Origin of the sequence: Occallatibacter sp. (assembly GCF_049802275.1) — a bacterium.
In the GTDB taxonomy this organism is placed as follows: Bacteria; Acidobacteriota; Terriglobia; order Terriglobales; family Acidobacteriaceae; genus Telmatobacter.
This window is the reverse complement of record NZ_JBARMD010000526.1, coordinates 1-12,430: the sequence shown is the minus strand read 5'-3', so window position 1 is coordinate 12,430 and position 12,430 is coordinate 1. Positions and strand designations below refer to the sequence as shown.

The following is a 12,430-nucleotide window of genomic DNA, read 5'->3' as shown; positions in this document are numbered from 1 at the left end:
CGCCGCAGCAGATTGCGAATCGCCAGCCACGCGCTGCGCTCCAGGTAGAACTTAATCCCGTTATTGTTTGCGCGGAAGCCGATACCCAATGCGCCAGTCACCAAGGGTTGGGTGTTAGCGAAGAAGTAATATCCGCGCCAAAAGGACTCGTCGTGCTCGATATCAAGCTTTTCCATCATCGTCCGGAACTCGGAGATGATGGCGAATTGGCTCATCGGATACATAGGCGAAAGCTTACCGGGCAAGTTGATGCAAAGCGCGAATCCACCCGTTCGATCACGGGGCAAAAAGATGCTGCATTCGCCTTCCTCAAATCCGGGTAATGGAGGATCGACAAAGGGGTCAAATACCTCCCGGGCCGCGACCTCATCGAAGATTGGTTCGCCCCGCTGAAAGTAGTGGCCCCGTGCGCATACTCGCCACAGGATCTTCCAATATGGCATGAGCACTTCGTTGAGCTTTTGAATACTTACGATCTCGGTCTCGTCGATCACGTAGAAGAGACTCCGCCCGGCAAGGATCGGCTTCCGCTGGTGCTCCGATGGATCTCGGAGGGTCTGGATCGACCTATCAACCGCCCGACGAACATCCCTGCTTCCGATCTCTGCTGCTCTCTCGTTCGCGGCCTCTTCGTCCGTGACGAGATTCGCAATGTAAAACGGATCTCTCGGGGTACGCTTTGCGGTTTGCAGATTGTAGACCGCGCGAAATGCTTCGAGAATGCCGATGAGAGACTCGTTGGAAATCTGGTTCTGTACGTTGTCCGACAGCGCCTCTGCGCCGCGTTGACAGAACCAGGCGACCATCAGCCATTCGGTCTTGGAAAGTGGGAGGTTTGCTTCCGCTTTCTGCCGGATATTCAGCAGCGATTTGATCGGATCGGAGATCAGCTTGACGAACTCCACACGCTCATCATCGGCAGACTCGAGAAGCTGCTTCGCTACCTCGGATATCGACACGTTCTCGCCGCTCTTCAGGGAGAGAACTTTTCTCAGATGCTCGAGCCTGTACCGGAGCTCCTCGGAGGCGCGGATCGAGACCACCTGCTGCTGTTGAGCCGGTCCGGATTCTTGCAGTTTCGCTGTTTTTTCGGCCCTGTTCTCCCGTTGTCCCCGGACTGTAGATTTACAACTTGACGCTACGTCTACATTTCGCTATTGTCAAGCTGTGCAAGACCGGCGAGGTGCTTCTTGCGTTCTTCTTCCCTTCCGCAGCGTTTTCTTGGCGCGACTGATGCGGGGCAATACTCGCTGCCCTACCCGGCTGAAGCTGAGGATTCCGCCATCGACGACAAAACTGATCACGTGAGCCATTCGCACCTGAGCGGATCCAGCCCGATGCCTCCGACTCTCGGCAATTCCGGTACCCGCAAACCGCACCCGCCAAGGCGGGCCAGGAAGAATGGAGAGCGCAAACCGCCGGCGAACGCGACCGTGCCGCCACAAGCCAAACTCCTGGTAAGTCGTGAAGAGGCGGCGCAGTTGCTCTCAATCAGTGTCCGGGGTGTGGATTATCTGGTCGCTGACAAGCGGCTCTCCGCCCGAAGGATCGGAACGCGCGTTCTGATTCCGATCGAAGACGTGCGTAAGTTTGCCCGTTCCGACCATCCCGAACGGCTGGCTGGTTAGTTTTTTCAGTTACGGTGACTCAACTATTCGCCTACGACGGAATAACTTGGAACGTGGGTTTGTATCCTTCCTTCGCGATCCGCAACCGAACCTCATACCTCTCGGCCCGACGCGGCTGATAGACGAGAGGGGGGCGAAAGCAGACAAGGCACGCCCCGCCTTGGTGGCGGACGCTTGGATAAAGGATCCCATTCGACTGTTGGGTGAGAAGCTGTCGCGCTAATAGCTGCGATGGCATGTAGCATTGCGGCACAGGTTCTGGCTGAAGGCAATGCCCGTATTTTTCCGCCGGCTCCAGAACATGAAAGGGCGAGTGAAAGTCAGCTTGCCAATCGTCGTAGGTGGAAACGTCTTCGTTCGGTCGTTCTTGAGGCAATCCAGGAACGACGATTTCCGAAAGCCGCTTTGACTTGTGATAAGCAACTTCCGCAATCGAAGTCTCAACCTTCTTGGCCGCGTACCAAGCACCGCGCGTCGTGTCATTGAAGCGAGAACCGAACGGACCCGGATGAAGGAATGCTGCCCGGATAATTTGAGCATTGGGAATTCCGTATACCAGTTCGAAATGACTGATTCCGCTCAAACCGTAAAGCTCGCCCTGAATCCGCTCGTTCGTTGCGGCATCGAGCCGGGCGGCATCGGCGAGCATCGCCGCGTCTGCCACGACCTCTTCTAAAACAGTTTCGGTTTCGCTGTATCGTGAGGGGATCAGCCGATGCATTCCCTTCTGGCTGAAGTCCCGAACCGGAGGCGTCAACGTCCACCCCGCCAAGCATCCAGCAAACGGCGGATCTCGGCCATGCCCGGCTGGCCATGGCGGAGCATGTAGTCGATAGGAGCCCGGCCGGCAAAGAGCGGACCGCGATTTTCGAGCGTAATCCAGCGATCTGCCCACGGCTTGCCAAAGTAGATATTCAATGCTTTGTAGATTCCAATGACGAGCGAAATTCTCGTCAGGGTATCCTGGTCGAGCTGTTTGCCCTTGGGTTTTGTCTTCCACGCATGAAAGGTTGAAGAAGCCACACCACCCAGCAGTCCTCGCGCCTGAGCTTCGTTCAACTCCCATTTCTGCGCGATGTTCACGAAAACCTTGATCGCGCTCTCGCTTAGTTTTCTGCGCTCCTGGGCATCTGCAAGGTTTGGAGCCTGATCGAAGGAGTATCCAGCCACATTCGGAGCAGCCAGTACGGTTGCCATACAAAACCTCGCTTTCGAGATATATTATTCTCGATTTCGATAAAGTTTGGCAAGTGAAAAATCCGAACCCGTGCGGGGCACATGCCCCGGGGCCTGTGTCCGATCTCCAAGGTTACTGAAAGCGGCATCGTGCTACCGGATGATGGACATAGGAATATCACTTGATGCCTAGCGCAAGATTGGTTCGACCCGACACTCATCGGACGCCTGGGAACCATATGCCGTTTCGTCCGGTCTCAGCCCATCTCTGCAACTCGGAGCAATCGGCTGCAAGGGGAGCGAACTAAACTGAGGCTGCGAAAAAGCGGAGGCAAACATCACGGCTCGAAAGTTTTAACCAACACGACTAAGAATGTGAATCCCAGTCTGCTCGATCATTCCGTTGACTATTGTCGATTCGCGTTCAAGACAGCCATCGCATCCAGCACCTGCGACGGTGCGAAGTGCGCATATCGCATGGTCGAGGCGATGGTGGCATGGCCCGCAGCCTCTTGGACAACCTTCAGGTGCACGCCCGCCTGTACGAGCCGTGAGCAGAAGGTGTGGCGGTTATCGTGCCACCGGTAGTTTTGGATTCTTGCTTCGTCCAGCGTGGCCTGCCACCACTTCTTGTTTTCAGCCTTGGCGAAGACAACATCTTTCGGTGACTTGTTCGGTTGGCTCCCCGATCGATCTCGGCGTTCCAGATCGAGGTCATGCAAATGTTTCAGCGCCGCCGAGACATCATCGATCATGAAGGCGTTGCGCGGCTTTCCATTCTTTGTCTTTCTAAGGCGCATTATGCGACGCTCAAAATCGACGTCACCCCATCGCAGATTGTATTGCTCTGACCTGCGCATCCCCGACTTGAGTGAGACCTCGAACTCCAGGAGCCGGTGAATTGCTTGCTTACGCAGCTCAGGCTGTTTGATGGAATCGTGGGAGTTGATCTTTCGCTGTAAGACTTCTCGTAGTCGTTTCTCCTCATCGGAACTGAGGAAGCGCTCGATAATCCCATGTCCCACATCGCGGAGAGGGACATCGGCCGCAGGATTCATGTTGACAAGGTCCTTCCGCTTACCGTGTTTGAAGATCATAGAAAGAGTGCCGCGCATCTTGTTGATGGTCGCATTCGCCAGGTCCCGCTCCTCCTGAATTTCATCGAGCCAGTTCTCGATTGCGGTCGCCCTGAGTGTCGCTGCGGCACGGTCACCGAACACCTTCTTGATCACCGCGATTCGTTTGGGCGGGTTGGTCTGATCTCGATACTCCTCCGGATGCGCCTTCACGTAGCGCTCAAACTCGTCGCACAACTTGCCGACAGTGATCGCATTGGTGTCACCGAGGATAGCGACCTCGGCAGTAGTCAGGACGGCCCGCTTGGCCGTCGTCGGCAACACCCCTTCTCCGGTGCGCCGGATTGTCCTAGCCTTTTCCACCCAAGCAATCGCATCGGCCCGCCCTTTTGGACCTAGCCCGAAGCTTTTTCGCACCAACTTCCCATTAACCCGGATTCGCGCGCACCACGTGCCGCCATCCGGGACCCTCTCGTATACCCCTGCGACTTGCTTTGGACGTTTTGCCATTTCCTTCACCCCAACATCGAAAGCTGTATCACATTCTCCCGGAAGGTGGAACCGACAGATTGTGATACAAATGTGATACACGAGAACTGTATTGCTTGCAATCCGGTGCAATGGATTTTATCCAAGTTGTTGATGTAAATATATGTAATTAATTAACTTGTTCTACTCTTTGCCATAAAGTGCAGCCCCGTGCGAAACCGCCGATAACGCCCTTTTAAGGCGTGGGTCCTGGGTTCGAGTCCCAGCGGGCTCACCATTTCGGAAGATAACTTATTTAGATTGGATATAAAGCGCAAGTTGTGTCTCCCTTTGAAGACCTGACTCGCGGGTTCACCGCCTGTTCCCCTATCACTTTCCCTAGTAGACGGCTTTTGGGGATCTCCCTAGCATTGGCTTGAATTGGGGTGATCTCCGCCCTCACACGAAATGCCTCTCCCAGACATGTAAAGGAGCACGATATGGCCACTCAAACCGCACCCGCATCCGCTCAGAAGTCGCCGCAAAACGCTCCAGCGGCAAAGGACTGGACGAAACCCGCCGCGATGGCGATTCCCAAGGAGGGCTACTTCGAGCTCACACCGGGCCGTTACGGTCCCACCTATCCGCGATCGCCCGCAAATTACGGCTTCACCATCATCGCGAAAATCATTCCCGGCAGGGAGCAGATCATCCGCGCCTATGGCAAGAAAATTGAAGACACGATTGCCGGTCTGCCCGACGCTCTCGAAGCACTCAAGCTTCACTATTTGCGCTGGGTCCTCTTCGACATCGGCAACGACACCTACTTCATGTATCAGGGAATTTTCGACACTGACTTCGACAAGTACACCGAGGACGCTGTCGCGCTTTTCACCAAATACGGCATCAACACCATCTTTGAGAACCTCGAAGGGTTCCCTGCAGACTGGAAGTCGAACGCCCCCGCCTTCGTCAAGTTTGTGCGCGATCATCAGCGCCCCAGCTTCCTCGAATACGGAGAGTACGCTTACGTCACGGCTGACGAGATCAAGAAGGCCTTGAAACTTAAGGCTGCATTTTCAGAAATGCTCGACCAGATGCAGTAAGGACCATGGACCGCTGCGACCCGCTGTAAACGCTAATTTCTTGCGGGTCACTTCTGCCACTGAGCCGGAAGAAAAGACTAACCACCGAAAACAAGAACGCCGCGCCCAACACGGCGGAAATAGGGGTGTGCTTCCTGCCGCTTGGGAAATAAGTGGGAGGCCCGAAATGCGATAGCGCGTACAGAAAGAGGCCGAGGATCGCCAGACTCACAGCAGCCCGAATCGTCAAAGCCAGCGGCCCGTTCCGTTCCAACACGCCTTCCTCCAGGACGCCGTGAAACACAATGATAGGTCCGTAGCCAGAACGCGCCCCGAATAAAAAGCCGTAGATACACCAAGCTCGCCAGCCTATACGCGGTGCTCCCTGCGTTTCGCTCCATCAGTCCCGCCGCGTACCGACCGGCGTGCCGTCCGAGTCGATATTGGCGGCTTCGGCATGCATGCAAAACACCGTGACTGGCAATTCTGCCAGTGTTAAATCTCATCCCACTCGGATATCTTCATCTCGCAGCTCAATTCTTACGTAAATGGCTCCAGAGACCACATCGGCGGAGACCTCTGGGTGCGAGGCTACGATTCTGAACCGCCGCAAGGCTGGATCTAACAGGGACTTATCCGATCCAAGTGGGAGATAGATAGATGAATGCACGAATGGGAATGTCGAGCATCGGGGCAGCATTGTTCTGCTCCTTCCTGGCAACGACAACTGCAGCTGTCGCTCAAGACGCGAGCGCACAGCAGGGGCAGGAAATTCCAGCGTCCGCTCTGACCACAAAGACGGTCGAAGCCGTTGGATATTTGGTTGGAAGCGGCGGCACAAAGGTCAACATGGTGGGCACCGACTTGATGCCCAATGGGACCGGTGACGTCAAAGTCGAGATCAAATCGAAAGCTGACCGGGCGAGTGTCAACCTCTCAGTCAAGGGCCTTCAACCAGCCCAGACCGTTGGCACCGAATTTCTGACCTACGTTCTTTGGATTGTTACTCCCGAAGGCAGAACGGGAAACTTGGGAGAAGTTCTCCTCAATAAGAACGGAGAAGGAAAGCTCAGCGCAACCACGCCGGCGCAGGCTTTCTCTTTGATCGTTACGGCCGAGCCCTATTTCGCGGTCAGGGTTCCCAGCGAAATGGTCGTCCTGCAAAGTGTGCCGAACAAGAAGACCCAAGGAAAAATCTTTCCCGTCTCTGAGTACAAGCTCATGAAACGCGCTCAATACCAGAAGATGGGGAATCCCCTCTCGCTGACCCTTGACCCCAAGACGCCGCTTTCTGTTTATGAAGCACGTAATTCAGTAGAAGTGGCGAAAGATCACGGCGCCGACAAATTCGCACCGGAAGTCTACTCAAAGGCGGCCGGAAGCCTCGAGCAGATGGAATACGCAATCAAGAACAAGTCCGGCAACGACGCCGTAATCGCCTCTGCGCGCCAGACCGTGCAGTTTGCTGAAGATGCCCGGGCCCTTTCCGTCGAGCGCCAGGATCAAGCACGCATCGTGAAAGAAAGAGAGGACGCAGCGGCAAAGGCCAAGGCAGAAGCAGAAGCAAAGGCGGCAACCGAAGCAGCCGAAGCCAAGGCCAAAGCGGATGCAGCCGCCGCAGAAGCGAAACGCCAGGCAGACGAAGCCGCGGCGGAAGCCAAGGCCAAGGCAGATGCGGAGATCGCCGCACAGGCTGCCGCCAAAGACAAGTTGGAGTTGGAAAAACAACAACTGCGTGCTCGTCTGCTCGCTCAGTTCAATAAAGTTCTTCCCACTACCGATACGTCGCGCGGTCTCGTCGTAAACATGGGAGACGTTCTGTTCAGCACCGGCAAGTCAGACCTGAGCCCGGCAGCACAAGTAGCACTCGCCAGGCTCTCCGGCATTGTCCTCAATTACCCGTCGCTGCAGCTCGCCATCGGCGGATATACCGACTCCACCGGCAGTGCTGATTTCAATCAGAAGCTTTCGGAACAACGCGCCGACGGTGTACTCAATTTCCTGGTTACACAAGGTCTCGACCCGGGTAAGCTCTCCGCGCTAGGCTATGGCCCCAGCGATCCTGTAGCGGATAACACCACGGCAAAAGGACGCCAGTTGAATCGGCGTGTTGAAATCGTAATTTCCGGCAGTGTTATCGGCACCCAGATTGGCCCTGCGCAGTCAGGTGCTGCAAACTAACGGACGCATGCGCGCCTGAGCGACCGATAACCGGCGCCTTGTGATGCAAATTCGCTGTAAGGGAGGATGCCCACTCCTTGGGCGTCCTCCCTTCAACCACGCTGGCGTATGCAACCGGGCACGCTGCCGAATTGCACCCGTATTGAGGGACATCACCGATACTTCCCTGACATTCTTCGCCTGGCCTGCTCGCGCTCGAGCGCAGGATGCATCCAACCCTCAGGGGGGATTAGCTTGAACTCTGCCTGGCGATGATCGGATTCACGATATCTCCTGGCGCCGCAGCAATTCGTCGCAAGGGACGTTTTGCGGAGAGTTGAGGCACAGAATCTTCCTACCAATGGACCGAGGGCCCATGACCGACGTGCAGAGCAGCGTCACCAGTGATCCGTACATTTTGATGGAGATCATTCGTCTCCAGACGGAGATCGCCAAACTGGGCCTCGATCTGTCCGGCGTTGTGAATGAAGTGGTCGAACGCGTTCCCGGCCTCACCAATGCTGAAGGGGCGATCGTTGAATACACCGAGGGGGATGAAATGGTGTACCGCGGCGCCAGCGGCATCGCCCGTCCCCTGCTCGGCACGCGAGTGAAACGAGACGCCTGCCTGTCGGGATTGTGCGCAAGCGAAGGCCAGATTCTTCACTCCGACGACACCCTGGTTGACCCGCGCGTCAATCGCGAGCCCTGTGAACTGACCGGAATCCGCTCAATGGTGGTGGCCCCTCTCAAGCACGACGGCTCGGTTGTGGGCGCTCTAAAACTGGTGTCGACCTTGACCCATGCCTTTACTGCTCGCGATGTGCGCGTCCTGGAGTTGATGAGCGAATTGATCGCAGCCGCGATGTACTACGCTGCACGCAACGAGACCAACGCGCTCTATCAGCAGGCCACCCACGACTCGCTCACCGGCCTCGCCAACCGCAGCCTCTTCTTCGACCGCCTCCGTCACCGCATATTGCCGGGGCGTCGGCAAATTGAGCCCCTCGGCATTTTGGTCCTCGACATGGATGGGCTTAAACACGTGAACGACAGCTACGGCCACCGCGCTGGCGATGCGGCAATTCGCGAAATGGCGCTGCGCATCAGTCGCATTCCACGAAAATCCGATCTTGTGGCACGGCTCGGCGGCGATGAGTTCGGCGTCATCCTCAGCGAAATCTCAGGCAGCCTTGACTTGATCGCAATTGTCGAGCGTGTCTCGCAGGAGACAGATCAGTCCTTTCGCTTTGAAGGCCGCACCCTGCACCTGACCGCAAGCATCGGACACGCGCGTTATCCCGAGGACGGGAGAGACGTCGATGCCCTGCTCGAAGCCGCCGATCGCTCGATGTACCAGATGAAACGGACGCGGACCGTCCGTACAGCCCAGCCAGAGACGCCGCACAAGCACGTGTTTTAGATCTGAAAGCTGATGGCTGACAGCTTTCTCTTCACTCTCGCGGCCAGAAGTGCTCTTCCGAACACGCGCGCAGCCGCTCTGCCGCGCTTTCCGGGGTGATGTCGCGTTGCGGCATGCCGAGCATTTCAAATCCCACCATGAATTTCCGCACCGTCGCCGAGCGGAGAAGCGGCGGATAGAAATGCGCATGAAAATGCCACTCGGGATGCGGAACGCCGTCAGTGGGCGACTGGTGAAATCCCATCGTGTAAGGGAAGCTGGTCTCAAACAGATTGTCGTAGCGGGTCGTGATCCGTTTCAACGCATCGGCCAGAGCATCGCGCTCTTCGCTTTGCATCTCCGGCATTGCCCCAAGGTGCCGTTTGCTCACCAGCAACACCTCGAATGGCCACACGGCCCACCATGGCACGAGCACGGCAAAATAATCGTTCTCAAACACCACCCGCTCGCCGGCAGCTCGCTCGGCGGCGATGTAATCACATAACAGGCAGTGGCCATTCTTCGCCATATGCTCGCGCTGCGCAATCGTCTCCGCGGCGGGTTCATCGGGCACGAATCCTGTCGACCATATTTGCCCGTGAGGATGTGGATTGCTCGCACCCATCATCGCGCCCCGGTTCTCGAAGACCTGCACATACTGGATCCAGTCGATCGCACCCAGCTCTTCGTACTCGCTCGTCCACGCATCCACCACGCGGCGAATTTCGGGCTGCGTCATGCGTGCCAGCGTCAGGCTGTGGTCAGGATGAAAACAGAGCACGCGACATAGCCCGCGCGCAGGCTCGGCAATCAGCAGCGGCGAAGCAGTTGCAGCGTTTTGCTCCGGCGTGGGCACATCGGGCAGCAACGCGGCGTAATCGTTTACAAAGGTGAAGATGGAGTCGTACTGCGGGTTCGCCGCTCCGCCCGCGCGCTGGTTGCCCGGGCAAAGATAGCATGCAGGGTCATAGTGAATCGCCGAGGGCGCAGTCTTCTGCGCAACCTCGCCCTGCCACGGCCGCTGCGTCCGATGCGGCGAAACCATCACCCACGACTGACGCAGCGGATTCCAACGGCGATGCGGATATTGCCACTTCCCTGCCATGCGTTCTCCCGCAGCCATTGTAAAAGGCCGGCCCGAGCGTCAAACTGTCGGGATCATAATATGCGTGATCAATTGTTCCGGCGGCGTCGTGCGCGGATCGTTAACGTAGTTCTCAATGGCGAAATCATCGCGCACTTCGATCTTCTTCTCGGCGACGATAGCCCACGCGCGACCCGAAGCCTGGGGAAGATGGTCGTATGGCCCGGTCAACTCGAAGCGGACGTATTTGCCGCCGGGGATTTTTTCATACTTGAGTCCGTCGGGAAGTTTCACTGGCGGACCAGCGAGCGAGAAACCTGCCCTGTAGACCTTTGGGCCCATCTTGTAGAGAGCCATGTAGCCGGTGATCTTGTTGTTCTCAAGCAGTGCCGGCACCAGCGGATGCGCCTGCTGCCACGCGGCGCCGGCGTTTTCCATGAAGGGTCCTATCCGCTCGACGAAGACGTAGTGCATCTCGGGCCAGCTTACGAGTTCAGGATGTTCGTTGAAATTCATCGCTCCTCCTTGCGGGGATTTGTCGAAAGGCCATTCAACCCATCAGTGCAGGCGATCAGGCGTCGACGTCTGAGACCAGCCGACTTCTGGCCTGGAAAAAGATAAACGCACCCTGCAACGCCACAAATTGCACGGCACTCTTCCATTCACGACGTTGGTTTGTCCGGTGGCGGCAGCGCGGCCAGAAACCGTTGCGCGAATTCGGTGCTGTACCGATCGAGCAGTTCCCTCACCCGGCCGGGATTCTCAGAGCAGACAATCAGCCCGGCGTGATGATGCTTCCTCATGCGCGTGACAATTTCGGGCGCGTCGAAAGAGCTGGTATCCGGCTCCTCAGTCTTCGCCAGGCACAAGACGCTGCCGGCGTACTTCTCAGTGAAGATCGGAAGCACATACGGCTCGCCGCGTAGATCGGCCACCTCGAGACGTGCCCACTCGCGCCAGAGATTGATGCCGGTCGCAGCTTCGATGAGGTCCGAGATAAATGCCCCGCCGACCCGTGCCGCAATTTCGAGGAAGTAGAAGCGTCCGTCTTCGTGAGCGCGAATGTACTCACCATGCGTAACGCCACGCGCCATTCCCAGCTCAGGAGCGAGCCGCGCGTTAACCTCGGTCAGTTCCTTCCATTCGCGACTCGATCGGTCTACGGTGCGCGTGGTGAAAACGCCACCTTCGTGCATCACCTGCATCGGCGGCTTGCCGTATTGATGCACAGCAGAAAACACCACCTTGTGTTCGCTGACAATGGAGTCGACGTGAAAAATATCGCCGGGAACAAACTGCTCCAGTAGATAATTCGTCTGCGCTTCCCCTAACTCATCGAGCGTCCGCCACAGTTGCTCGGGCTCGTAGATCTTGCGGATACCCAACGCGGAGGCTTCCGCCCGCGGCTTCAGCAGCCAGGGCCCGTGCACGCCCTTCATGTAGGCGCGTAGTTCGTCGTAGTTCAAAACGCGGCAAAATTCCGGGACCAGGAAGCCGGATTCGCTGGCGCCGGTGCGCATCGCCAGCTTGTCGCGATAGTAGGCAGTCGATGTAACGCCCATGCCGGGAATGCGGGTGTGCTCGCGAACCTTGGCGGCCGCCTCGAGGTCAAACTCGTCAAGTGCGATTACGCGGTCGAAGTGGCGGCCACGGCTCATCCAGCACACGGTCTTGATCAGATCATCGACACTGAACGTGTCGGGCATGAAGGTGATGTCTTCGAGAATGTCGTGCGGCCACGGGGCATCGCGCAGTTTTTCCACGGTCAGCAGCGTCGGTTTCACGCCTGTTTCCGCGGCCTGGCGCATAAAGTCCTGACCTTTTTCGTAGCTGGAAATACAGAGAAATCGGTAGCTTCCGTCCGGCATTCTTCCTTCGCCTCCAGGTGCCCGGGTGAGGATAGTTCTACCATAGACGATGTAACCAGCTACCATACCGCCAGGAGCCCGATGCTTTCAGCAGATGCAATCGTAAAACTCCACGATGAAACAACCGCTGCCTGGCATGCCCTGCCGGCTTCCGGAGAGGGTTCCAGTTCTGCTGACACCTGGCTCTGCCGCGTCGCCCGCCAGCACCACGCCAACTTCGACCTCTGGCACATCGAAGACGAAGCCCGCACACCCGGTGCCTCTGATGCGCAGCTCGCCGACGTAAAGCGCCGCATCGACCGCACCAACCAGCTCCGCAACGACCTCGCCGAAAAACTCGACCGAGCCTTGCTCGATTGGCTCGCGCCGCAGCGGCTGCCGGCAGAGCATGTGCCCCTGCACTCCGAGACGCCTGGCCTGATCATCGACCGGCTTTCCATCCTCGCGCTGAAGATCTATCACACCCGTGAAGAGGCCGAACGG

At 57.2% G+C, this 12,430-nt stretch carries 12 protein-coding genes; 5 read left to right on the top strand and 7 right to left on the bottom strand.

The window, feature by feature from the left end:
• Positions 1-959, bottom strand: a 959-nt coding sequence (locus tag WA354_RS18255; protein ID WP_472814449.1) for a hypothetical protein, incomplete at its 3' end; no start/stop codon positions are given.
• Positions 960-1,190: 231 nt separating this feature from the next.
• Here WA354_RS18255 and WA354_RS18250 point away from each other — a divergent pair.
• On the top strand, positions 1,191-1,628 hold the full coding sequence (locus WA354_RS18250) for a helix-turn-helix domain-containing protein (protein WP_472814448.1): 438 nt from the start codon (positions 1,191-1,193) through the stop codon (positions 1,626-1,628).
• A gap of 31 nt (positions 1,629-1,659) precedes the next feature.
• Here WA354_RS18250 and WA354_RS18245 read toward each other — a convergent pair whose 3' ends face one another.
• The 3 genes from WA354_RS18245 to WA354_RS18235 form a co-directional block, all read right to left on the bottom strand.
• Complete coding sequence (locus tag WA354_RS18245; protein ID WP_472814447.1) at positions 1,660-2,349, bottom strand: RES family NAD+ phosphorylase; 690 nt, start codon at positions 2,347-2,349, stop codon at positions 1,660-1,662.
• 32 nt (positions 2,350-2,381) lie between these two features.
• On the bottom strand, positions 2,382-2,825 hold the full coding sequence (locus tag WA354_RS18240) for an MbcA/ParS/Xre antitoxin family protein (RefSeq protein WP_472814446.1): 444 nt from the start codon (positions 2,823-2,825) through the stop codon (positions 2,382-2,384).
• Positions 2,826-3,211: 386 nt separating this feature from the next.
• The gene (locus WA354_RS18235; RefSeq protein ID WP_472814445.1) at positions 3,212-4,201 is read right to left on the bottom strand and encodes a tyrosine-type recombinase/integrase; all 990 of its coding nucleotides are present in this window, start codon (positions 4,199-4,201) and stop codon (positions 3,212-3,214) included.
• Between the two features lie 647 nt (positions 4,202-4,848).
• Between WA354_RS18235 and WA354_RS18230 the strand changes: the two genes are divergently transcribed.
• The 3 genes from WA354_RS18230 to WA354_RS18220 all read left to right on the top strand — a co-directional run bounded on the left by WA354_RS18230 (position 4,849) and on the right by WA354_RS18220 (position 9,016).
• On the top strand, positions 4,849-5,454 hold the full coding sequence (locus WA354_RS18230) for a hypothetical protein (protein ID WP_472814444.1): 606 nt from the start codon (positions 4,849-4,851) through the stop codon (positions 5,452-5,454).
• Positions 5,455-6,093: 639 nt separating this feature from the next.
• Entirely contained in the window at positions 6,094-7,614 is a 1,521-nt protein-coding gene (locus tag WA354_RS18225) for an OmpA family protein (RefSeq protein WP_472814443.1), read from the top strand.
• A 355-nt stretch (positions 7,615-7,969) separates the two neighbouring features.
• A complete protein-coding gene (locus WA354_RS18220) occupies positions 7,970-9,016 on the top strand; it encodes a diguanylate cyclase domain-containing protein (protein WP_472814442.1) in 1,047 nt (348 codons plus the stop codon).
• Positions 9,017-9,047: 31 nt separating this feature from the next.
• On the opposite strand, the gene WA354_RS18215 is transcribed toward WA354_RS18220, so the two are convergent.
• The 3 genes from WA354_RS18215 to WA354_RS18205 form a co-directional block, all read right to left on the bottom strand.
• Positions 9,048-10,100 (bottom strand): UDP-glucose--hexose-1-phosphate uridylyltransferase, encoded by a 1,053-nt coding sequence (locus WA354_RS18215; protein WP_472814441.1) that lies wholly within the window; start codon positions 10,098-10,100, stop codon positions 9,048-9,050.
• A gap of 39 nt (positions 10,101-10,139) precedes the next feature.
• Entirely contained in the window at positions 10,140-10,595 is a 456-nt protein-coding gene (locus WA354_RS18210; protein ID WP_472814440.1) for a GyrI-like domain-containing protein, read from the bottom strand.
• Positions 10,596-10,741: 146 nt separating this feature from the next.
• Positions 10,742-11,947: an ATP-grasp domain-containing protein gene (locus tag WA354_RS18205; protein WP_472814439.1), complete on the bottom strand. Its 1,206-nt coding sequence runs from the start codon at positions 11,945-11,947 to the stop codon at positions 10,742-10,744.
• Between the two features lie 81 nt (positions 11,948-12,028).
• Here WA354_RS18205 and WA354_RS18200 point away from each other — a divergent pair.
• Positions 12,029-12,430 (top strand): DUF4254 domain-containing protein (locus WA354_RS18200; RefSeq protein ID WP_472814438.1); only part of this gene is annotated, 402 nt, incomplete at its 3' end.